Source organism: uncultured Pseudomonas sp. (genome assembly GCF_913774235.1).
In the GTDB taxonomy this organism is placed as follows: domain Bacteria; phylum Pseudomonadota; class Gammaproteobacteria; order Pseudomonadales; family Pseudomonadaceae; genus Chryseomonas.
In genome coordinates, this window is the sequence record NZ_CAJYDW010000001.1 from 42,014 (window position 1) to 63,407 (window position 21,394).

23 protein-coding genes are annotated in these 21,394 nt (G+C 66.1%); 7 read left to right on the plus strand and 16 right to left on the minus strand.

The window, feature by feature from the left end:
* Positions 1–84: 84 nt before the first annotated feature.
* On the minus strand, positions 85–1,146 hold the full coding sequence (locus tag QZ471_RS00290; protein ID WP_295460259.1) for a DUF748 domain-containing protein: 1,062 nt from the start codon (positions 1,144–1,146) through the stop codon (positions 85–87).
* A gap of 138 nt (positions 1,147–1,284) precedes the next feature.
* Here QZ471_RS00290 and QZ471_RS00295 point away from each other — a divergent pair, with 138 nt between their 5' ends.
* On the plus strand, positions 1,285–2,235 hold the full coding sequence (locus QZ471_RS00295) for a sensor domain-containing diguanylate cyclase (RefSeq protein WP_295460260.1): 951 nt from the start codon (positions 1,285–1,287) through the stop codon (positions 2,233–2,235).
* 277 nt (positions 2,236–2,512) lie between these two features.
* Here QZ471_RS00295 and ppa read toward each other — a convergent pair whose 3' ends face one another.
* From ppa to QZ471_RS00320, 5 genes are all read right to left on the minus strand, one after another.
* Positions 2,513–3,040 carry an inorganic diphosphatase gene (gene ppa / locus QZ471_RS00300; protein ID WP_058760816.1) on the minus strand — a complete coding sequence of 176 codons (528 nt, stop codon included), beginning with the start codon at positions 3,038–3,040 and terminating at the stop codon, positions 2,513–2,515.
* Positions 3,041–3,091: 51 nt separating this feature from the next.
* Complete coding sequence (locus QZ471_RS00305; RefSeq protein ID WP_295460261.1) at positions 3,092–3,928, minus strand: M90 family metallopeptidase; 837 nt, start codon at positions 3,926–3,928, stop codon at positions 3,092–3,094.
* Between the two features lie 4 nt (positions 3,929–3,932).
* A complete protein-coding gene (locus QZ471_RS00310; protein ID WP_295460263.1) occupies positions 3,933–4,580 on the minus strand; it encodes a DedA family protein in 648 nt (215 codons plus the stop codon).
* 175 nt (positions 4,581–4,755) lie between these two features.
* Positions 4,756–5,787 carry an alcohol dehydrogenase AdhP gene (gene adhP / locus QZ471_RS00315; protein WP_295460264.1) on the minus strand — a complete coding sequence of 344 codons (1,032 nt, stop codon included), beginning with the start codon at positions 5,785–5,787 and terminating at the stop codon, positions 4,756–4,758.
* 254 nt (positions 5,788–6,041) lie between these two features.
* A complete protein-coding gene (locus QZ471_RS00320) occupies positions 6,042–7,562 on the minus strand; it encodes an aldehyde dehydrogenase family protein (RefSeq protein WP_295460265.1) in 1,521 nt (506 codons plus the stop codon).
* Between the two features lie 246 nt (positions 7,563–7,808).
* Between QZ471_RS00320 and QZ471_RS00325 the strand changes: the two genes are divergently transcribed.
* Positions 7,809–9,701, plus strand: a complete 1,893-nt coding sequence (locus QZ471_RS00325) for a sigma-54-dependent Fis family transcriptional regulator (protein ID WP_295460266.1) — start codon at positions 7,809–7,811, stop codon at positions 9,699–9,701.
* Here QZ471_RS00325 and QZ471_RS00330 read toward each other — a convergent pair.
* Positions 9,698–10,855, minus strand: coding sequence for a C4-dicarboxylate ABC transporter (locus QZ471_RS00330; protein WP_295460267.1), 1,158 nt, complete (start codon positions 10,853–10,855; stop codon positions 9,698–9,700). The two genes, QZ471_RS00325 and QZ471_RS00330, sit on opposite strands and share 4 nt — an antisense overlap.
* 130 nt (positions 10,856–10,985) lie before the next feature.
* Positions 10,986–11,360: a hypothetical protein gene (locus QZ471_RS00335; RefSeq protein WP_295460268.1), complete on the minus strand. Its 375-nt coding sequence runs from the start codon at positions 11,358–11,360 to the stop codon at positions 10,986–10,988.
* A 208-nt stretch (positions 11,361–11,568) separates the two neighbouring features.
* Between QZ471_RS00335 and mpl the strand changes: the two genes are divergently transcribed.
* From mpl to QZ471_RS00350, 3 genes are read left to right on the plus strand one after another with little or no spacing between them, the layout of a single operon-like run.
* Positions 11,569–12,924 (plus strand): UDP-N-acetylmuramate:L-alanyl-gamma-D-glutamyl-meso-diaminopimelate ligase, encoded by a 1,356-nt coding sequence (gene mpl, locus QZ471_RS00340; RefSeq protein WP_295460270.1) that lies wholly within the window; start codon positions 11,569–11,571, stop codon positions 12,922–12,924.
* Positions 12,924–13,556 (plus strand): flavin prenyltransferase UbiX, encoded by a 633-nt coding sequence (ubiX, locus tag QZ471_RS00345; protein ID WP_295460303.1) that lies wholly within the window; start codon positions 12,924–12,926, stop codon positions 13,554–13,556. The genes mpl and ubiX overlap by 1 nt, the downstream gene beginning before the upstream one ends.
* 4 nt (positions 13,557–13,560) lie before the next feature.
* Positions 13,561–13,845 carry a YceK/YidQ family lipoprotein gene (locus QZ471_RS00350; RefSeq protein ID WP_295460271.1) on the plus strand — a complete coding sequence of 95 codons (285 nt, stop codon included), beginning with the start codon at positions 13,561–13,563 and terminating at the stop codon, positions 13,843–13,845.
* On the opposite strand, the gene QZ471_RS00355 is transcribed toward QZ471_RS00350, so the two are convergent.
* The 3 genes from QZ471_RS00355 to QZ471_RS00365 form a co-directional block, all read right to left on the minus strand.
* Positions 13,842–14,456: a TetR/AcrR family transcriptional regulator gene (locus QZ471_RS00355; protein WP_295460272.1), complete on the minus strand. Its 615-nt coding sequence runs from the start codon at positions 14,454–14,456 to the stop codon at positions 13,842–13,844. The two genes, QZ471_RS00350 and QZ471_RS00355, sit on opposite strands and share 4 nt — an antisense overlap.
* The gene (locus QZ471_RS00360; protein WP_295460273.1) at positions 14,453–15,067 is read right to left on the minus strand and encodes an NAD(P)H-dependent oxidoreductase; all 615 of its coding nucleotides are present in this window, start codon (positions 15,065–15,067) and stop codon (positions 14,453–14,455) included. The genes QZ471_RS00355 and QZ471_RS00360 overlap by 4 nt, the downstream gene beginning before the upstream one ends.
* 84 nt (positions 15,068–15,151) lie before the next feature.
* Entirely contained in the window at positions 15,152–16,555 is a 1,404-nt protein-coding gene (locus tag QZ471_RS00365) for a PLP-dependent aminotransferase family protein (RefSeq protein ID WP_295460274.1), read from the minus strand.
* Between the two features lie 145 nt (positions 16,556–16,700).
* Here QZ471_RS00365 and QZ471_RS00370 point away from each other — a divergent pair, with 145 nt between their 5' ends.
* Positions 16,701–16,829, plus strand: coding sequence for a hypothetical protein (locus tag QZ471_RS00370; RefSeq protein ID WP_260856146.1), 129 nt, complete (start codon positions 16,701–16,703; stop codon positions 16,827–16,829).
* Here QZ471_RS00370 and QZ471_RS00375 read toward each other — a convergent pair.
* The 4 genes from QZ471_RS00375 to QZ471_RS00390 all read right to left on the minus strand — a co-directional run bounded on the left by QZ471_RS00375 (position 16,817) and on the right by QZ471_RS00390 (position 19,412).
* Complete coding sequence (locus tag QZ471_RS00375; RefSeq protein ID WP_295460276.1) at positions 16,817–17,293, minus strand: YbaK/EbsC family protein; 477 nt, start codon at positions 17,291–17,293, stop codon at positions 16,817–16,819. The two genes, QZ471_RS00370 and QZ471_RS00375, sit on opposite strands and share 13 nt — an antisense overlap.
* A gap of 40 nt (positions 17,294–17,333) precedes the next feature.
* Positions 17,334–17,747: a type II toxin-antitoxin system VapC family toxin gene (locus QZ471_RS00380; RefSeq protein WP_295460277.1), complete on the minus strand. Its 414-nt coding sequence runs from the start codon at positions 17,745–17,747 to the stop codon at positions 17,334–17,336.
* Entirely contained in the window at positions 17,747–17,971 is a 225-nt protein-coding gene (vapB, locus tag QZ471_RS00385; RefSeq protein WP_295460278.1) for a type II toxin-antitoxin system VapB family antitoxin, read from the minus strand. The genes QZ471_RS00380 and vapB overlap by 1 nt, the downstream gene beginning before the upstream one ends.
* A gap of 64 nt (positions 17,972–18,035) precedes the next feature.
* A complete protein-coding gene (locus tag QZ471_RS00390; RefSeq protein ID WP_295460279.1) occupies positions 18,036–19,412 on the minus strand; it encodes an L-serine ammonia-lyase in 1,377 nt (458 codons plus the stop codon).
* 126 nt (positions 19,413–19,538) lie between these two features.
* Between QZ471_RS00390 and QZ471_RS00395 the strand changes: the two genes are divergently transcribed.
* Positions 19,539–20,474 carry a LysR substrate-binding domain-containing protein gene (locus QZ471_RS00395; RefSeq protein ID WP_295460281.1) on the plus strand — a complete coding sequence of 312 codons (936 nt, stop codon included), beginning with the start codon at positions 19,539–19,541 and terminating at the stop codon, positions 20,472–20,474.
* Positions 20,475–20,702: 228 nt separating this feature from the next.
* On the opposite strand, the gene QZ471_RS00400 is transcribed toward QZ471_RS00395, so the two are convergent.
* On the minus strand, positions 20,703–21,344 hold the full coding sequence (locus QZ471_RS00400) for an oxidoreductase (protein ID WP_295460282.1): 642 nt from the start codon (positions 21,342–21,344) through the stop codon (positions 20,703–20,705).
* Positions 21,345–21,394 lie beyond the last annotated feature (50 nt).

Below are 21,394 nucleotides of genomic sequence, written 5' to 3' on the forward strand. Positions count from 1 at the left end.
GAGGGCTGGGGTGAGGGGAGCCGCGTACCAGCAGTCGAGCCTGTTGGGCTTCGCTACGCTCAGCGCCCATCTAAGAGAGTGGCGTCAATCCGCGTCATAGCGGGCACTGAAGGCCTGTACGAAGGCGTTGCGCAGGATATTGAAGAAGGCCTGCAGCGGGCTGATGTTCTGGTTCTTCACGCTCCCCGAAAGATCCACCCGGGTGGCGAATTGGTCGCGGCGCTGGTTCTTGAGCAGGGTCTGGGCCGTGCCCACCACGGCTTCCCAGGCGCTTTCCAGGGCGTTCTTGTGGCGATTCTCCACGTCCTGCTGCCAGTCGAAGATGTCGACGTTCCTCATCAGGGGTTTGACGTAGCCGCTGAGCTGGCCGTCCACTGCCTTGGCTTCCACTACCACATCGCCGGTGCCGGCGCGGAAATCGAATTTGCCATAAGCGCGGGCGAAGTCGTTGAGCTTAGGCAAGTCGATGTCGGTGACTCGCAGGCGGAAGTCGAAGTCGGTGAAGTCCTTGAAGGGGTCGAAGCGGGCGCTGGCTTCCAGCGGCGCGCTGCCGAGCACGGCGGCCTTGCCTTCGAAGTGGGCGATGCGTTCGCCCTGGGCGTCGGCGGCGTTGGTCAGGTTGTAGAGGCTGGCGTTGACGTCGGTGGCCGCCAGATTCACCTGGGGCTTGGAGTTGAAGTTGCGAAAGGTCACCCGTCCATCGACTACCCGCACCTCGTCGAGGGTGATGGAGATCAGCTTGTCGACCTGGTCCTGCCAGTCGGTGCCTTCACCGGTCTGCGACTGTTCCTTGCGCGCCCCGCCGTCGACGAAGTTGAGTTCGGGGCGTTCGAAGAGGATGCGTCCGACGATGGCGTGGTCCCGCCACAGCGAGCGCCAGCTCACCGCGATGTCGATGCTGGGCGCCTTGAGGAAGGGCACCGGCACCTTGCCGTTGACCTTGACGATTTCCAGGCCCTCGATGCGATAGGCACCGCGCCACCAGGCCAGGTCCACGTCGGTGATCTGGCCACGATAGTCACCCATGTCCGCCAACTGCTCGTTAAGGTAGTGACGAATCACCAGAGGCGCGGCCAGGTGCAGGCACAGCAGCAGGACGATCAGGCCGAGGAGGCAGTAGCAGGGAAGGCGCAGTCGCGGCGGCATTAGTTGGGCCCCGGATTAAGCATGTCCTGTCTCGACCCTGGAAGCGGCTGTGAGGTTCTGTTTCGAATGCCGCTTCTTTACGCGCCGCTTCGCTTCTGGTAGCGCTATGGAGAACGTCCACAATGACATCATTGCTCCATGGCCATCGATCTGCAGTCGCTTTATCCCCGGCTTATCCATCTCATGCTGGATACGGTTTTCGTGGTCGATCAGCATGATTTCATCGTCTTCGTGAGCGATGCCTGCGAGAGCCTGCTCGGCTACCGTGCCGATGAACTGATCGGCACGCCGATCACCAACTACATGCATCCTGAAGATCTGGAGGCCACTCGTGCCTCCATCGAGAGGGTCATGAGTGGGCAGCCGCATCTCGACTTCCGTAACCGCTACGTGCGCAAGGATGGTGGTGTCGTCCATATCATGTGGGCAGCCTTCTGGTCGGTGGAGGTGGGTGCGCGGATTGGCGTAGCGCGAGACGTCACGGCGCTGGCCAAGGCCGAAGAGCAACTGCGCTTTCTCGCTCACCGCGATCCCTTGACCCATCTGACCAATCGCTCGCTATTCAACGACCGTCTGGAGTCGGCCTTGCGTCATGGCCGCCGTCACCAGAGCACCTTCAGCCTGCTGTTCATCGATCTGAACGATTTCAAGGGCATCAACGACCGGTACGGGCATGCGGCGGGTGACCGGGTGTTATGCGAGGTGGCACAGCGACTGCAGCGCGGCGTGCGCGAGGTGGACACCGTGGCGCGCCTGGGCGGCGATGAGTTCGTCATCCTGCTGGCCGATGTCGCGGCGCAGGCGGATGTGGCCGCCAAGGTCGCCCAATTGCAGGCGCTGATGGAGGTACCGCTGGCAGATGAGGAGGGCGGCTTCGGCATGCCGTCCTGCAGTTTCGGCGTCGCCTGCTATCCCCTGGACGGCGCGGACGCCGAGGCGCTGCTCAGGCACGCCGATAGTGCCATGTATCGCATGAAGAAGGCGTCTGCCGCGCGGCTGGAATCGCTGCGAGTGCAGCATGACTGCCGGCTTTCCAACTGGTCGACGGACGCGGGAGGCACGGAATCCACGGTCGGCGGGCCTGAATGAAAGACACAAAAAAGCCGGCTTGTGGCCGGCTTTCGAGGGCGGGTTGAGCTGATTTTTGGTGAGCCCGGCCCGCCCGGGTTGCCCTTGCCGGGCAGATGAGAAAGAGGCCTGGGGCCTCCGGCGGCGATCGGCAGATGGCGGATCGGCGCGGGGTCGCGGATGGCGACGAGGGGTGCAGGGTAGTCGCTTTGCCGCCGGATAGGAAGCCCGGAATGGCCGGCGTGACGCCCAGACACAGAAAAGCCCGGCGAACCGGGCTCTTCGCAGGCGACGTGGATCAGCCCTTGTAGGCGGCCACGGCCTTGGTGATTTCGGCGCGGGCGGCGTCGGCGTTGCCCCAGCCTTCGACCTTGACCCACTTGCCCTTCTCCAGATCCTTGTAGTTCTCGAAGAAGTGCTTGATCTGCTCCAGCAGCAGGGCCGGCAGGTCGGTGTATTCCTGCACGTCCTTGTAGAGGACGGTCAGCTTGTCGTGGGGGACGGCGATCAGCTTGGCGTCACCACCGGCTTCGTCGGTCATGTGCAGCACGCCGACCGGACGGGCGCGGATCACGGCGCCAGGCGCGACCGGGTAGGGGGTCACCACCAGCACGTCCAGGGGATCGCCATCGTCGGCCAGGGTGTTGGGGATGTAGCCGTAGTTGGCCGGGTAGAACATGGGGGTGGCCATGAAGCGGTCGACGAAGAGGGCGTCGCTGTCCTTGTCGATCTCGTACTTGATCGGCGCGTGGTTGGCCGGAATCTCGATGGCGACGTAGATGTCGTTCGGCAGGTCTTTGCCGGCGGGAATCTTGCTGTAGCTCATGAACGGGTCCCTCTGGTCGGTTGGGAAAAGTGGCCGGGAGTATAGGCGCTTTCAGATCGGGGTTCGAGCCTCGGACCCCGGGGTTGCCGGCTGTTGCACGCTCGCCAGACTTACGGCGAGACGCTGGCGCGGGTCCTGGCGAAACAGCTGCTGCAGCTGGGCGTAGACCGCGGGATAGTGTTCGTCGAGGACATCGGGGGCGCTGAAGAAGTACTCGCAGGCGACGGCGAAGAATTCCTCGGGGCTTTCCGCCGCATAGGGATCGAGCGGGGTCTCGGCATCCGGGTCGGCGTCGAGCTGGCGATTGAGGTCGTCGTAGGCGCCTTGCAGGGCGCTGGTCCAGGCCGCCTGGGGCATGCCCACGTGCAGCGGCGGCTGGCCATTGCATAGGCCACCGGCGAGCAGGTCGAGGAGGTGGGCGAATTCGTGGATGACCAGGTTATAGGCCTCCCAGCCGCCACTGGCCTGGATACCGGGCCAGGCCAGCACCACCTGGCCGCGATCCCAGGCTTCGCCGTCGCGTTCCTCGTCCCATTCGTGTTCCAGGCCGCCCTCGTCGCGATGGCGTTGGGGACTGACGAAGGCATCCGGGTAGACGACGATCTCGCGCACGTTGGGATAGAGCGCCGCTTCCGGCAGATGCAGCAGGGGCAAGAGTGCCTGGGCGGCCAGCAGCAGCCGGTCACCGTCGTCCAGCTCCAGGCCTTCGAGCAGGGTCAGGCGCTTGTCGGCGAGAAACAGCACGCAGTGTTCGCGCAACCAGGCATCTTCCTCGGTGGTCAGGCCGTCGAGGATCGGCAGGCGTTGGCGCAGGCGCGCCCAGAGCTCGTCGGCGATGGCCACTCGCTCCAGCAGGCGCCGCTCGCGCCAGGCGCGCCAGAAGCCCAAGGCCTCAGGCCCCGCTCTGGACCGAGGCGCGGCGGCTCTTGATCAGGCCGAGGATCATCGGCAGCAGGGAGATGCCGATGATGGCCAGCACCATCAGGGTGAGGTTCTGCTTGATGAAGGGTACGTTGCCGAAGAAGTAGCCCAGGCTCACCAGGCCGCCGACCCACAGCAGCGAACCAAGCACGCTGTAGCCGAGGAAATAGGGGTAGTGCATGCGCCCCACGCCGGCGACGAAGGGGGCGAAGGTACGGATGATGGGCAGGAAGCGCGCCAGGGTGATGGTCTTGCCACCGTGGTGCTCGTAGAAGGCCTGGGTGCGCAACAGATAGTCGCGACGGAAGACCTTGGAATGGGGATTGCTGAACAGCTTGTCCCCGGCGAAGCGGCCGATCAGGTAGTTGGTGCTGTCGCCGGCGACGGCGGCGAACATCAGCAGGCCGGCCAGCAGATAGGGGTCCATGTCACCGAGGGCGGACAGGGCGCCGGCGATGAAGAGCAGGGAGTCGCCGGGGAGGAAGGGCGTCACCACCAGACCCGTCTCGCAGAAGATCACCGCGAAGAGAATGGCGTAGATCCAGGTGCCGTATTGGGCTACCAACCCGCTGAGGTAGACGTCGAGGTGCAGGATCAGGTCGATCGGATTGAATTCCATGGGGCGTGCCTACCGAGTGTGCGAGGGTCCAGCGGCGATTATAAGGGCAGCCGGGACCGGGTTTTGTGGCCTGGTCGTGATCGGCGCCGGGAAAAATCGCCAGCCGCTCAGAGGTCGGGGTAGGGCAAAGGTTCACTCCCGCGCCTTGCCCGGCGCGGGAGTGGCGAGCCGGTTCTCAGCTCAGCGCCATGTCGATCACCACCCGCCCTTCGATAGCGCCCTGGTGCATGCGGGCGAAGATGTCGTTGATGTTCTCCAGGGGCTCGGCGCTCACCGTGGCCTTGACCTTGCCCTCACCGGCGAAGTCCAGCGCCTCCTGCAAGTCCAGGCGGGTGCCGACGATGGAGCCGCGCACCGTGGTGCCGTTGAGCACCATGTCGAAGATCGACAGCGGGAAGTCGCCCGGCGGCAGGCCGTTGAGGGCGATGGTGCCGCCGCGGCGGGTCATGCCGATGGCCTGCTCGAAGGCCTTGGGCGAGACCGCCGTGACCAGGGCGCCATGGGCACCGCCGATCTCCTTCTTCAGGTAGGCCGCGGGGTCCTGCTGGCGGGCGTTGACCGTGACCTCGGCGCCCAGGCGGCGGGCGAGATCGAGCTTCTTGTCATCGACGTCCACCGCCGCCACGTTCAACCCCATGGCGCGGGCGTACTGCACGGCCATGTGACCGAGGCCGCCGATGCCGGAGATCACCACCCAGTTGCCGGGCTTGGTGTCGGTCATCTTCAGGCCTTTGTAGACGGTGACCCCGGCGCAGAGGATGGGCGCGATCTCGACGAAGCCGACGTTGTCCGGCAGACGGCCGACGTAGCCGGCATCGGCCAGGGTGTATTCGGCGAAGCCGCCGTTCACCGAATAGCCGGTGTTCTGCTGGGATTCGCAAAGGGTTTCCCAACCGCCCAGGCAGTGCTCGCAATGACCGCAAGCGGAATACAGCCAGGGCACTCCGACGCGGTCGCCTTCCTTGACGTGGGTGACCCCGGCGCCCACTGCCACCACATGGCCGACGCCTTCGTGGCCGGGAATGAAGGGCGGATTGGGCTTGACCGGCCAATCGCCTTGGGCGGCATGCAGATCGGTATGGCAGACGCCGCTGGCGGCGATCTTGACCAGCACCTGGCCGGGGCCTGGGGTGGGCACCTCGACTTCGCGGAATTCCAGGGGTTGGCCAAAGGCGGTGACGACAGCGGCTTTCATTGTTTTGGGCATGACGAGTCCCTCATGGATACATGATGCGTGGATGAAGCCAGACGGGGCCTGCGCCGGGATGCACCTGTCCACCACGGGCGGCCGCTGCGTCTAGCGTCGGCCACCCACGGGGAGAGAGTGTTGATCCAGGTCAGGCGGGAAGCGCGCCCCGACGTCCTGCTGAGGCGCGCGATCCAGGCGTCGTTTTCTTGGAGCGGCGTTGGATGGCGGGTGCAGCTAGCGGTTGGCTGCGCCCGTCGTCCTGCCGATCACTCCTAGAAGAAGCCCAGCGGATTGATGTCGTAGCTGACCAGCAGATTCTTGGTCTGCTGGTAGTGGTCGAGCATCATCTTGTGGGTTTCCCGGCCGACGCCGGATTTCTTGTAGCCACCGAAGGCGGCGTGAGCGGGATAGAGGTGGTAGCAGTTGGTCCAGACGCGACCAGCCTTGATACCGCGGCCCATGCGGTAGGCGCGGTTGATGTCGCGGGTCCAGACCCCGGCGCCGAGGCCGAACTCGGTGTCGTTGGCGATGGCCAGGGCCTCGGCTTCGTCCTTGAAGGTGGTGACGCCGATCACCGGGCCGAAGATCTCTTCCTGGAAGACGCGCATCTTGTTGTGACCCTTGAGCAGGGTCGGCTGGATGTAATAGCCGCTGGCCAGGTCACCCTGCAGCTTCTCGACGTTGCCGCCGGTGAGGAATTCGGCGCCTTCCTGACGGGCGATCTCCAGGTAGGAGACGATCTTCTCGAATTGCTGCTGGGAAGCCTGGGCGCCGACCATGGTGTCGGTGTCCAGCGGATCGCCGCGCTTGATCTGGGCGATCTTCTTCATCACCGCCTCCATGAAGGGGGCGTAGATGGATTCCTGGACCAGGGCGCGGGACGGGCAGGTGCAGACCTCGCCCTGGTTAAAGAAGCCCAGCACCAGCCCCTCGGCGGCCTTTTCGATGAAGCTCGGCTCGGCTTGCATGATGTCTTCGAAGTAGATGTTGGGCGACTTGCCGCCCAGCTCCACGGTGCTGGGGATGATGTTCTTGGCGGCGCAGGAAAGGATATGCGAACCCACCGGGGTGGAGCCGGTGAAGGCGATCTTGGCGATGCGGGTGCTGGTGGCCAGGGCCTCGCCGGCTTCCTTGCCATAGCCCTGCACCACGTTGAGCACGCCGGGGGGCAGCAGATCGCCGACGATCTCGACGAACAGGGTGATCGACAGCGGGGTCTGCTCGGCGGGCTTGAGCACCACGCAATTACCGGCGGCCAGCGCCGGGGCCAGTTTCCAGGCGGCCATCAGCAGCGGGAAGTTCCAGGGGATGATCTGGCCGACCACGCCCAGCGGCTCGTGGAAATGGTAGCTGGCGGTGTTGTCGTTGATCTCGGCGGCAGTGCCTTCCTGGGCGCGGATGCAGCCGGCGAAGTAGCGGAAGTGGTCGGCGGCCAGGGGCACGTCGGCGTTGAGCGTCTCGCGCACCGCCTTGCCGTTGTCCCAGGTCTCGGCGACGGCCAGTTTTTCCAGATTCTGTTCGATGCGGTCGGCGATCTTGAGCAGGATCAGCGAGCGGTCCTGCACCGAGGTGCGGCCCCAGGCATCGGCGGCGGCATGGGCGGCGTCCAGGGCGCGCTCGATGTCGGCGGCGTCAGAGCGGGGAAATTCACCGATCACCGAACCGTTCACTGGCGAGGTGTTGGTGAAGTATTGGCCCTTCACCGGAGCGACGAATTCGCCGCCGATGTAGTTGCCGTAGCGGGCTTGCAGGGTCACGAGGGCGTCTTGGGTGCCGGGAGCTGCGTAGCGCATGGTGGGTCTCCTGTTTGTTCTTGTATGAAGCGGCGCTCCCATCCTGAGCAAGGCGCGGGCCAATTCCGGCAGACCCGCATGACTGCGGCCTTGCGGCCTGTTCCAGAGAAAGCCGCTGCCTGTCACTGTGACAGAGGTGTCACCCCTTGGCGTGACAGCCTGTCACCTCGGGGTGACAAAGTGCCCAGTCGGCCCGATTTGGCCTATGCTGGAAGCCGCGCAGACGCCCCGCGGAGGACAACAACAATGGCCGCCACCCCGTCCGATCGTCATGCCAGCCAGGTGCTCGAACTCGCCCGCGGCGCCGTCCTCGACGGCCCGGCCAGCGATCCGGCCATCGCCCGCTCCTGGCGGCGCTGTCTCGACGAACACCAGCTGGACCCGGCCGCTCAGGTAGCGCCCTGGGTGCTGGAGCGCGCCCGCTTCGACGAGCACCGCCAGCGGCAGCAGCGGGTGCTGCAGATCGCCCGTGGTCAGATGAATGCCCTGCACCAGCAGCTCGGCGGCGCTGGCCATGCCGTGCTGCTCACCGATGCCCGTGGGTTGATCCTCGATTGCGTCACCGCCGAGGCCGAGCGCGAGATCTTCCAGCGGGCCGGGCTGTGGTTGGGCGCCGATTGGAGCGAGGCCTGCGAGGGCACCAACGGCATCGGCACCTGCGTGGTGGAGCGCCAGGCGCTGACTATCCATCGCGACGAACACTTCCGCAGTCGCCACACCCAGCTGACCTGCTCGGCCAGTCCGGTCTTCGATCCGGCCGGCGAGCTGCTGGCGGTGCTGGACGTCTCTACCGCCCGCCAGGAAGCCTCGCGCCAAGGCCAGTTCCACACCATGGCGCTGGTCAATCTCTCGGCCAAGCTGATCGAGAGCTGTTATTTCCTCGACCACTACGCCGACGGCTATCTGCTGCGCTTCCATGCCCAGGCGGCCTATGTCGGCCTGCTCAGTGAGGGGCTGCTGGCCTTCGATGGCGAGGGGCGGATCAACGCCGCCAACGAGACCGCCCTGATGCTGCTCGGCCTGGCGCGTAGCGCGGTGCTGGGGCAGCGTATGGAAACCCTGTTCGAGCTGCGGCAGGACGATCTGCTGGAGCGCGCCCGGCCGCAACCCAGCGCTTGCTGGACGCTGCGTAGCCGCCAGGGGCAAGGCTTCCACGGCCTGGTGCGTGGTCCTCAGGTACGGCCGGTCACCCCAGTGACGGTGCCCAAGGCGTCCCTGCCCAGCGGCATCTGCCTGGCCGATCCGGCCCTGGCGCGGGATTTCACCCGGGCGCTCAAGGTGCTGGAGCGCGACGTGCCGGTGCTGCTGCACGGCGAGACCGGCACCGGCAAGGAGGCCTTCGCCAGCGCCTTGCACCGCGCCAGCAGTCGCGCCGGCCAGGCCTTCGTCGCCCTCAACTGCGCGGCCATCCCGGAGACGCTGATCGAGAGCGAGCTGTTCGGCTATCGCGGCGGCAGCTTCACCGGCGCGCGCAAGGAAGGCATGGCTGGCAAGTTGCAGCAGGCCGATGGCGGCATCCTCTTCCTCGACGAGATCGGCGACATGCCGCTGGCGCTGCAGACGCGCCTGTTGCGGGTGCTGGAGGAGCGCCAGGTGGTCCCCCTCGGCGGCGGCGCGCCGCGCGCCCTGGACCTACGCCTGATCAGCGCCAGTCACCGCGATCTGGAGGCCCTGGTGACCGCCGGCAGCTTCCGCGAAGACCTCTACTATCGCCTGCGCGGCCTGGTGGTGACCCTGCCGGCGCTGCGTGAGCGCAGTGACCGCGGCGAACTGCTCGATCAACTGCTGGCCGAGGAGGCCCGTGGTGAGTCGATCCGTCTCGATCCGACGGCGCGCGCCTGCCTGCTCGCCCAGCCCTGGCCCGGCAATGTCCGCCAGTTGCGCACCGTGCTGCGCACCCTGGTGGCCCTGAGCGAGGACGGCCATATCGGCTTGGACGAGCTACCGGCCGACTGCCGTGGCGCCAGACTCTCCGTGCCGCCTAGCGCAACGCCGGTCGACAACGCCCGTGAAGAGCTGCGCGCGGTGCTGGACGACTGCCACTGGCAGATGACCCGCGCCGCCAAGCGCCTGGGGGTGAGTCGCAACACCCTCTATCGCTGGCTGCATCAGCATGGCCTGCAGCGCCCCCAGGATTAGCGTACCTTCTTGCACAGGTGAGCGATGCAGGGCGAGACGAACAGGTTGCCCCGGTAGGCGCCCGCCAGGGTGCGGCTGGCGACCAGGGTCCACAGCAGGACCAGCGCCACCACCAGCACCGAACCCAGGCCGCTGAAGAAGGGCGCGGCCAGGGTCTCGCCCAGGCGCAGGGTGGTTAGCGCATAGACGCCCAGGGGAAAGGTGAAGCCCCACCAGCCCAGATTGAAGGGCATGCCCTCACGGGCGTGGCGATGGGTGACCAGCACGGCCAGTGCCAGCCACCACAGCCCCAAGCCCCAGAGCAACACTGCACCCAGGAGTCCCAGACCCTGGGCGACCTCGCCCAGCACCGCGAGACCGACGGCAGTGAATACCTCTGGCGCAGCCTTGCCTAGCACCAGCAGCCCGAGGGCACCGGTGGCGATGGGCCCCAGCGCCAGCCAGCTCGACGCCGCCATGCTGGCGGGCGGCAGCTTGTGCAGCGCCAGGCGCAACAGCAGGATCACCAGCAGGCTCAGGGCGACCGGCACCGAATAGGCCCAGAGCACATAGCTGGCGACGAGCACGGTGAATTGCTCGCCCGCGGCCAGGTGCGGCACCAGCAGACCGCCACTGGCGGCGGCCACCTCCGCGGCCACCACCGGCAACAGCCAGACTGCGGTCATCTGGTCGATGCGGTGCTCCTGGCGCGTGAACATCAGATAGGGGATCAGCACCCCGCAGGCCAGCGCCATGGCCGCATCCAGCCACCAGAGGCCGAAGGCCAGGGGCAGCACCGCCTCGCCCCAGCGCGGCAGGCCAAACAGCAGCAGCCCGTTGATCAGGGTCGCCAGACCCATGGGTAGGGTGCCGAGGAACATCGAGACGGTGCCGTGGGCGAAGATCTCGCGGGCCTCGTCGAAAAACAGCAGCCAGCGAGCGGCATAGAGGATGGCGAACAGGCTGAACAGCAGCACGTCGAGCAGCCAGAGGCCTTCGGCTACCTGATGCAGCCCGGGTATCGGCAACGGCAGGGCGGCCAGAGAGAGGGCCAGTACGCCGGTACCCATGGTCACGGCGAACCAGTTGGGCGTGAACTGGCGAATGACCTCCAGCGGGTGGTCGAGTTGGCTAAAGGGTTTGCAGCCTTGGGGTAGAGCAACGGCAAGTCGCATGGCAGGGCTCCCGAACAGGAATACCGCTAGCCTAGGTGAGCCTTCTTATCATTAAAAACGAATGATTTTGAAATATTAATCCGCATCATGGATAAGGCGCTGTCGCGGGCTTGGCCGACAGCGCCCCGCGTCAGGGCTTGGCTACGTGCCACACCTGATTGACGCCGTCGCCGGTGGTGTCGCCCGGCTTGCTGTCCTTGACCCAGGTATAGAGTGGCTTGCCCTGGTAGGCCCACTGCTGGGTGCCGTCGTCACGGGTCACCAGACTGTAGCCATCGGCCGCCTTGGCACCGGCTTCGGCCTTCAGGGGCGGCCAGTTCTGGGCGCAGGGGCCATTGCAGGCGGATTTGCCCGCGCTGTCCTTGTCGAAGGTATAGAGCGTCATGCCCTTACCGTCGACGAGCACCTTGCCCAGGGCGGTGTCGGCGACCTTGGCCGGCGCGGCGGCGAGGGCCAGGCTGGCGAAGGAAAGGGTGGCAGCGGTGATCAGCAGGCGTTTCAACATGGTCGACCTCTTGTGCTTGTTATCAGGGCGAACGGACCTACGGCTATGCAGGCATCCGGAGAGCCAGGGATGCCTTTCGCACTCTAGTCGAAATTCTGCCGGCCCGGACAGGCGCAGCACCCGGTATCCGCGATGCCCATCGCTCCGACGCCACGGCCCCCCGTGCTAACCTTGCCGCCGTTCAAACCCGTAGCGGAGCCTGTCGTTCATGCACATCCACATCCTCGGTATCTGCGGCACCTTCATGGGGTCGCTGGCGGTGCTGGCCAAGGAAGCCGGCCATCGCGTGACCGGCTCCGATGCCAACGTCTATCCGCCCATGAGCACCCAACTCGAAGCCCAGGGCATCGAGCTGACCCAGGGCTACGATCCGGCCCAACTCGATCCGGCACCGGACCTGGTGGTGATCGGCAACGCCCTGTCGCGCGGCAATCCGGCGGTGGAATACGTGCTGGATAAGGGGCTGCCCTATGTCTCCGGTCCCCAGTGGTTGGCCGAGCACGTGCTGCAGGGCCGCTGGGTGCTGGCGGTCGCCGGCACCCATGGCAAGACCACCACCACCAGCATGCTGGCCTGGGTGCTGGAGCACGCCGGCATGAGTCCGGGCTTTCTCATCGGCGGGGTGCCGCAGAACTTCGGCATCTCCGCGCGGCTGGGCGGCACGCCCTTCTTCGTGGTGGAAGCCGACGAATACGACAGCGCCTTCTTCGACAAGAGATCCAAGTTCGTCCACTACCGGCCGCGGACCACCATTCTCAACAACCTGGAATACGATCACGCGGACATCTTCCCGGATCTGGCGGCCATCGAGCGACAGTTCCATCACCTGGTGCGGACCATCCCCAGCACCGGCCTGATCATCCATCCCACCGCCGAGACGGCCCTGGTGCGGGTGCTGGAGATGGGCTGCTGGACGCCGGTGCAGACCACCGGCGAAGGTGGTCAGTGGCAGGCCCGCCTGCTGGCGGAGGACGGCTCGCGCTTCGAGGTGCTATTCGCCGGTGAAGTCCAGGGCACCGTCGCTTGGGAGCTGACCGGCCAGCACAATGTGGCCAATGCCCTGGCCACCCTGGCGGCGGCTCGTCATGTCGGTGTGGTGCCCGCTCTGGGCGTCGCCGCCCTGAGCGAATTCCGCAGTGTGAAGCGGCGCATGGAGAAAGTCGCCGAGGTGCGGGGCGTGACCGTCTACGACGACTTCGCCCACCACCCGACCGCCATCGCCACCACCCTGCAGGGCCTGCGCGCCCGCGTCGGCGGCGAGCGCATCATCGCCGTCATCGAGCCGCGCTCGAATTCCATGAAGCTGGGCGCCCACCGCGACGGCTTGCCGGCCAGCGTCTCCGAGGCCGATAGCGTGGTCTGGTACGCCCCGCCGAACCTGGGCTGGGACCTGGCCGGGACTGCTGCCGCCTGCCAGGTGCCCGCGGTGGTCTGCGATTCCCTGGAGGCCATCATCGAACGCGTCCAGGCCGAGTTGGGCGGACCCTCCCACGTGGTGATCATGAGCAATGGCGGTTTCGGCGGCCTGCACGGCAAGCTGGCCGCGGCCCTGGAGCAGGCATGATGGCCGGCCCGGAACGCATCACCCTGGCGCTGACCGGCGCCTCCGGCTCCCAGTACGGCCTGCGTCTGCTGGACTGCCTGGTGCAGGAGGAGCGCGAGGTGCACTTCCTCATCTCCAAGGCTGCGCAACTGGTGATGGCCACCGAGACCGATGTGGTGCTGCCACCCAAACCCCAGGCCATGCAGGCCTTCCTCACCGAATACACCGGTGCGGCGCCGGGCCAGGTGCGGGTGTTCGGCCAGAGCGACTGGATGGCACCGCCGGCGTCCGGCTCCAGCGCTCCGGCGGCCATGGTGGTCTGCCCCTGTTCCACTGGCACCCTCTCGGCCATCGCCACCGGGGCCAGTAACAACCTCATCGAGCGCGCCGCCGACGTGGCCCTCAAGGAGCGGCGGCAGCTGATCCTGGTGCCGCGCGAGTCGCCGTTCTCCAGCATCCACCTGGAAAACATGCTCAAGCTGTCCAACCTGGGCGTGACCATCCTGCCGGCCTCGCCGGGCTTCTACCACCAGCCGCAGACCCTCGACGACCTCATCGACTTCGTGGTGGCGCGCATCCTCAACACCCTGGGCATCCCCCAGGACATGCTGCCGCGCTGGGGCGAGCATCACCTGGCCAGCAGCGATGACTAGGGCCATGCGCCTCGGCCTGCTGCTGACGGCCATCCTGGCCCTCGGTGGCTGCGCCACGGCGCGCACCCTGGATGCCGCCAAGCCCGGCGCGCCGGTGGTCTATGCCGGCACCCGGCTGGATCTCTATGCCCTGCAGGGCGGTTGCTGCGCCCAGGAGCGTTTCGGCGCCGAGGCGCCGGCTTGGCCGGTGCTGGACCTGCCCGGCAGTGCCCTGCTCGATACCCTGTTGCTGCCGCTATCGCTACCTGCTGCCATCGGTGGGCGGGGCAGCGTGCGGGGCGGTCTCTAGCCGGGGGCGCTCCGATCGCTGCGGTTGAGCAGGTCCAACAGGGCCGACTGCAGCTCCCCGGCAGCCTCGGCGGCACCGATGTCTCCGGTCACTGCCGCATTCGCTAGGGCGTCAGCTGCGCCCAGCAGCCCCCAAAGTCCCGCCTTGGTCAGGCCGCTAGGGCCGACGAAGGGCGCCAGAAGCGCGGCGCACTTGTCGATGAACAGCTGTTGATAGCGGTACTTGACGGCGGATAGTTCCGGCGAGCCGCTCAAGGCCGCCAGCACCTCGGCGATGTCCCGCCCCTGGGTCAGGACGCAATTGACGTAGCTGATGGCGATGGCCCGCGCCTTGGCCTCCCGGGTCGGCTCGGCGGCGGCGACGGCCGCGTCGAACAGTGCCGTCTGGCGCACATCGTAATCCTCATACAGGGCTGCCAGCAGGCCGTTGCGACTACCGAAGTGATCGTAAACCAATGGCTTGGTGACCCCTGCTACTTCACTGAGGTGGATGAGGGTGAGCGCGTCGGTACCCTCGTCAGCGATCAGTTGCCAGGCCGCGTCCAGCAACTGGCGCGTACGGGCTTCACGGGATAGGCGTCGCCGCGAGGAGGCGCCAGGGGTAGACGTCATCTAGGCCGCTCCTGCTGGGTACGGTGCTCAGCGAATAGGCTCTGCCCCAACGAGAGGGCCCGCTGGAGATGGGCTTCGGGATAGCCCACGTCGGAAGCCAGTAGCAGTGTCGATGTCTTCACCGGAGCGCCGCAGTAGCCGAAGATGCCGTGATCGATTTGAGTTTTCATGGCTCCCTCGTAACCGTGCCGCTCGAGGGTGCCGCGATCGGCGCCACCCAAGGCGACGAGATGAACGGGTAGCCAGCCCAGCTTCCTCACCAGGGTGCCGTCCTTGTCTTCGTAGGCCCACCCGTAGCTGAAGACACGGTCGATCCAGCCTTTGAGCACCGCCGGGAAGGACCACCAATACAAGGGATAGACCAGCACCAGCGCATCTGCCCGTTCCAACCGGGCATGTTCGGCGGCGATATCGGCTGCTGGGGCGATATTTCCATGGAAGAGCGCCAAGTCTTCCCGATTGAAGCGTGGATCAAAGCCTGCGCCGATGAGATCGGCGATTTCCCACGAGTCCGCAGAATTGGCCGCGGCAATACCCTTGGCAAGCTCAGCGGCGATGGCGTTGGTCAAGGAATCTTGCAAGGGATGGGCGACGACGATGAGGGCATGCATCAGAGATAGCCTCAGAAGTTAATTTACCAACAGTAAGTTACCTTTGGTAAATTAACTCGTCTACCTCTCCTGATCTATCGCCATTCAGAGCCCTGCCAGCAACGCCCCGAGCCTGGCCATGGCCGCCTCGCTGCGCTCGTCCCAGGGATGGCCGCAATTGAGTCTGATGCAGTGGCGAAAGCCCTGCTGCGCGGAAAAGATCGGTCCCGGTGCCAGGCTGATGCCCTCGGCCAGGGCCTGGCGATAGAGCGCCAGGCTATCGACGCGCTCAGGTAGTTCGAACCAGAGAAAGTAACCGCCCTGGGGCCGGCTGACCTGGGTGTCGGCGGGAAAGTAGCGCCGCGCCGCGGCCAGCATCGCCTGGCGCTGACGGTCGAGGCTCAGCCGCAGGCGGCGCAGATGGCGATCGTAGCCGCCGTGCTGCAGATAGTCGGCCAGGGCGGCCTGAGCCGGCATCGAGGGGGTGATGGTGGTCATCAGCCGCAACCGGGCGACGGCGCCGGCCTGGCGTCCGGCGGCGATCCAGCCGATGCGGTAGCCCGGCGCTAGGCACTTGGAGAAGGACCCGCAGTGCAGCACCAGGCCATCGGTGTCGAAGCGCTTGACCGGGCGGTGCGGTTCACTGCCGCTGTAAAGCTCGGCATAGACGTCGTCTTCCAGCAGCGGCACCTGGTGGCGTTGCAGCAGGCCATAGAGGCGCTGCTGGGCGCGGTCGTCGAGACTGACCCCGGTGGGATTCTGCAAGCCGCTCATGAACCAGCAGGCCTTGATCGGCAGGCGACTCAGGGCTTCTTCCAGGGCATCCAGATTGAGGCCCCGCTCGGCATCGACGGGGATCTCCACCGCCTTGAGCTGCAACCGCTCCAGCACCTGCAGGCTGGCATAGAAAGCCGGGCTTTCCACTGCGACCAGATCGCCGGGGCGGGTCAGGCTCTGCAGGCCCAGGTTCAGCGCCTCCAAGGCGCCGTGGGTGATCACCAGTTCTTCGCCGACGTCGGGCATGCCGGCCAGGCCGTAGCGCCGGGTGATCTGCCGGCGCAATTCGGGATGACCAGGGGTGACGTAGGCGGTGAGGTCCTGGGCGGGCAGGTCGCGCAGGCCGTGGGCCATGCTGCGCGCCAGTCGCGCCAGGGGAAAGAGATCGGGACTGGGAAAGGCCGAGCCGAAGGGCACGATGCCTGGGTCCTGCAGCGATTGCAGCACCGAATAGACCAGGTCGCTCACCGCTACCTCGGTGCCTTCCAGGGGGGCCAGCAGCGGCGCCGTGTCTCGCGCCCGCGCCGGTTCGCGGACGAAATAGCCGGACCGCTCGCGCGCCTCGATCAGGCCGCGGCTCTCCAGCAGGTAATAGGCCTGGAACACCGTGGAGGGGCTGATGCCATGGGTCTGGCTGGCGCTGCGCACCGAAGGCAAGCGCTCGCCGGGGGCGAGGACGCCGGTGGTCATCAGGGTGGCGAGCTGGTCGGCGAATCTTTCGTAGCGCTTCATGCGGGGCCAGGACAGGGGAGACCATCAATATAGCGAGGCTGATTCCATCTGATCCGGTTTTTCCGGTGCCTACCTGCTGCTGTGAAGCTCAGGCGCCGGGGACTAGGCTGTACCTATCCCTTTTTGGCATCCCGCGGAGGCAGCCATGGACGATGGTATCTTCATGATTCTTTTCAGCGTGCTCGCACTCATCCTGCTCGGCAGCGGCTACTACGCCTGCGTCATGCTGAACAAGGATCGTCGCGACGTGGAAAAGAACGATCAGCTGCGCTGATCGCCTACCTCGCAGACATCCACCCAGCGCGCCTCGCTGAGGGCGGCCAGCCGCTCCGGAGTGAGGCGCACGCAGCTGTGGATGGCACCCGCAGCCGGTAGCACCTCGTCGAAGGCTTTCAGCGATTCGTCGCAATAGACCGGCAGCGGTGTGGCCAGCCCAAACGGGCAGACGCCGCCCACCGGATGACCGGTGAGGCCTTCCACGATGGCGGCATCGAGCAGCTTCGCCTTGCCACCGAAGGCGGCCTTGAGCTTGCGGTTATCCAGTCGCGCATCGCCGCGCGCCACCAGCAGCAACTGCTGCTCCCCGACTTTCAGTCCCAGGGTCTTGGCGATCCGCCCCGGCTCCACGCCGTGGGCAGCCGCGGCCAGGGTGACGGTCGCGGTGCTGGTGGTGGCCTCGAGAATCTCGAGATCGGGGGCGATACGGGCGAGGTGCTGGCGGACGGAGTCGAGGCTCATGGACATTCCTGGCATTTACCGAAGAGTCGACCGTGCCGATTCAATCGGCCGCTGTCCAGTTCTCGCACGTCAAATCGGTGACCCGGCTGAATTCCCGCAGATTGTTGCTGACCAGGATCAGCGCCCTAGCGCGGGCATGGGCGGCGATCCACAGGTCGTTGTTGCCGATGACCTTGCCCTGGCGCTCCAGCTCGGCGCGAATGGCGCCGTAGTGTTCGGCGCATTCCGCATCCAACTCCAGCACGGCGATCTGCTGCCGCAGTTGCTCCAAAATCGCTCGCGTGCGCTCGGGCTGCTGACTCTTGGCCGCGCCATGGCAGAGTTCGCCCCAGGTGATCGCGGACATCGCCAGTTCATCGCGCCCGTGCTGAGCGAAACGTTCGCGGACTTGCGGCGGATTGTGCTTGGCGATGTAGATGCAGATATTAGTGTCGAGTAGATAGCGAGCAGGCACTAGAACTCTTCCCGTACCTGAGGTGGACTGTCTTCCCGCTCCAGCGTCGCCAGCGACAGGGCAGCCAGGGTGTCGAAGATGTCGGCGGCACTGGGGCGCAGCTCACGTAGAACGATTTCGTCTCCGCGGCGGAAAATCTCCACCCGATCCGACTCGAAACGAAATTCCTTGGGCAGGCGCAAGGCCTGGCTATTACCGGACTTGAACACACGGGCTTCGGCCATCATCGGCTCCCAATGACGTATATACATCATCGTATATACGCTGCCCCATCTGATCAAGCGACTCTCAGCACTCCACGAAGGTGACGGCCAGGCCGCCGCGTGAGGTTTCCTTGTACTTGTCGTGCATGTCCGCGCCGGTTTCCTTCATGGTGCGGATCACCTGGTCGAGGGAGATGAAGTGCTCGCCGTCGCCGCGCAGGGCCATCTGGGCGGCATTGATCGCCTTGACCGCGGCGATGGCATTGCGCTCGATGCAGGGCACCTGCACCAGCCCGCCGACCGGATCGCAGGTCAGGCCCAGGTTGTGCTCCAGGCCGATCTCGGCGGCGTTTTCCAGCTGCGCCGGACTGGCGCCCAGCACCTCGGCCAGACCCGCGGCGGCCATGGCGCAGGCCGAGCCCACCTCACCCTGGCAGCCCACCTCGGCGCCGGAGATGGAGGCGTTCTTCTTGCACAGGATGCCGACGGCGGCGGCGGCCAGCATGAAGCGCACCACGTCGTCGTCGCAGGCGTCGGGGTTGAATTTCATGTAGTACATCAGCACGGCGGGGATGATGCCGGCTGCACCGTTGGTGGGTGCGGTGACCATGCGGCCACCGGCGGCGTTCTCCTCGTTCACCGCCAGAGCAAAGAGATTGACCCATTCCATGGCGGAGAGGGTGGAGCCGATGACATTGGGCTTGCCGATGGCCTGCAGACTCTGATGCAGGCGGGCAGCGCGGCGACGCACCTTGAGGCCGCCCGGCAGGATGCCTTCGTTGGCGAGCCCGTTCTGGACGCATTCCTTCATCACGCCCCAGATGCGCAGTAGGCCGCTGCGAATCTCGTCTTCGGAGCGCCAGCTCTTCTCGTTCGCCAGCATCAGTTCGGCCACGCCCAGGCCGTGGGTACGGCACAGGTGCAGCAGCTCGGCGCCGCTGGAGAAGTCATAGGGCAATGCGGTGGTGTCGTTGTCCAGCAGGCCGCTAGCGGCCTGCTCGGCGTCCACCACGAAGCCACCGCCCACGGAATAGTAGGTGGCTTCGGCCACCTCGCCGGTGGCGCCGAAGGCGGTCAGGGTCATGGCATTGGGATGGTAGGGCAGGCTTTCGTCCAGCAGCAGCAGGTCTTCCTGCCAGTCGAAGTTGATCGGGTGGGTGCCGGCGAGCAGCAGCTTGCGCTCGCTGCGCAGCACCTCGATGCGTGGCTCCACGGCAGCGGGATCGACGCGATCCGGCCATTCGCCCATCAGGCCGATCAGGGTGGCTCGGTCGGTGCCATGGCCGACCCCGGTGGCCGACAGCGAACCGTAGAGACGCACCTCGACCCGCTTGACCTGCTCCAGCAATCCTTCGTCGACCAGGCGCTGGGCGAAGAGGGCACCGGCCCGCATCGGTCCCACGGTATGGGAGCTGGACGGACCCACGCCGATTTTGAACAGGTCGAAGACGCTGATGGCCATGACGATAATCCCAGAGTGAGCTTGAATGGGCGCCAGACAGGATGTTGGCGGATAGCCCATAGTGGTGATAAGCCTCCCAGTCGCACAAACGAAAGCTTCTAAGCGATCCTTTAGCGGAACTCATCGATGAGCCGGATCCTCAACGCCCAAACCCAGGCTTGGCTGCAGGTCTTCGCCTGCGCCGCCCGGCACCTCTCCTTCACGCGCTGCGCCGAAGAGCTGCACGTGACCCCCGGCGCCATCAGCCAGCAGATGCGCCAGCTGGAGGAGCGCCTGGGCTTCAAGCTGTTTCACCGCGTGGCGCGGGGCCTGGAACTGACCGCCGAAGGCCAGCGCCTGGCGACCACCCTGAACCAGGCCTATGGCCTGATCGACGCCGAGCTACGCCGCCTCAATGCCGGCCAGTTCGGCGGGGTGGTACGGCTGCGGTCGATTCCCTCCTTCCTCGGCAAGTGGCTGACGCCGCGCCTGCCGCGGCTGCAGGAGCGCTTTCCCGATCTGCAGTTGCGGCTGGTAGCCGAGGACAGCAGTTGGTCGCTGCGCGAGGGCGAGTTCGACCTGGCCATCGACCTCAACGACGGCAGCTATCCGGGTCTGGCCTCGACGCCGCTGATGGAAGAGGAAATCTTCCCGGTCTGCGCGCCCAGCCTGCTGGCGGGGCGACCGCCGCTGGAGCGGCCGGAGGACCTAGAGTTCTATCCCCTGCTGCACGACATCACCGCCTGGCGCGGCAGTTACGAATACGCCGAATGGGAGTTCTATCTCGCCAGCATCGGCGCCCCGGCGCTGGATGTGCGGCGAGGCCACACCTTCAACCGCAACCACCTGACCATCGAGGCGGCCATCGCCGGCATGGGCGTGGCCATCGCCCGCCGTGCCCTGATCACCGACGAACTGGCTCGCGGCGCGCTGGTGGTGCCGCCCTTCGGGCGTTCGGTACCGGCGCACAAGAGGTACATGCTGCTCTATGCCCAGGGCGCCCTGGCCGATCCGCGGCTACGCGCCCTGCACGATTGGCTGGTGCTGGAGGCCGACCAGATGGTGCTGGCGCAGCCGGCCTGAGGAGCTGCGTAGTGTGGAAAACGGCGCAGCCTTTTCTGCGGTGAGTTCGCTATTAGGCGTGCCCTCACCCCAGCCCTCTCCCGCAGGGAGAGGGGGCTGTCCGAGCGGGCGGTAGTGGCTTTGATAGGTTTTCGGAAAGCCTGATGGACCGTTGCGGGGCTTACCTGTAGGAGCGGCCGCATCGGCGGACCGCCATGACCGCGATGGGAGGCAGTCCGAGCTGCGCCTTCACCGCCCCAGCTTGCGCAACTCGTCCGATTCCACCACTCGCACGCCCTTGCCTTCTTCGAGGGCCAGGCGCCAGAGGGCGCGGGCCAGGACGGCGGCTTCGATGCCATGCCATTTACCTGGCAGCCATTGCGACAGAGGCGCTGCCAGGCGCTCGCCCAGGCGTTCTTCCTGGCGTTGGCCGATCAGCAGCGAGGGGCGGGCCAAGGTCAGTTGGGGCCAGCCTTGACCGCGTAGGGCTTCTTCCAGCTCGCCCTTGACCTTGTTGTAGAAGATCGATGATTGCGGATCGGCGCCGATGGCGCTGACCACGATGTAGTGGCGCGCACCCAGCTCCAGGGCGCGCTGGCCGACCGCCAGCGGCAGGCCATAGTCCACCGCGCGAAAGGCAGCTTCGGAGCCGGCCTGTTTCATGGTGGTACCAAGGCAGCAGAAGGCCACGTCGAGGGGGCCTTCCAGGGTCGGCAACAGACTGTTGAGATCACCGACCGGGTTATCCAGGCGTGCATGTTCTGCCAGCGGTCGCCGCGTCGGCGCCAGCACGCGGGGTACCGTCGGCTCGTTGAGCAGCCGGTCGAGCAGGTGTTCGCCGGTCAGGCCAGTGGCGCCGGCGATGAGGGCATGCTGGGGCGTCAGGTACACGGGGCTCTCCTTGGTAGCGGCGGCCACTTCTGCCGAATTGGACCGCGGAC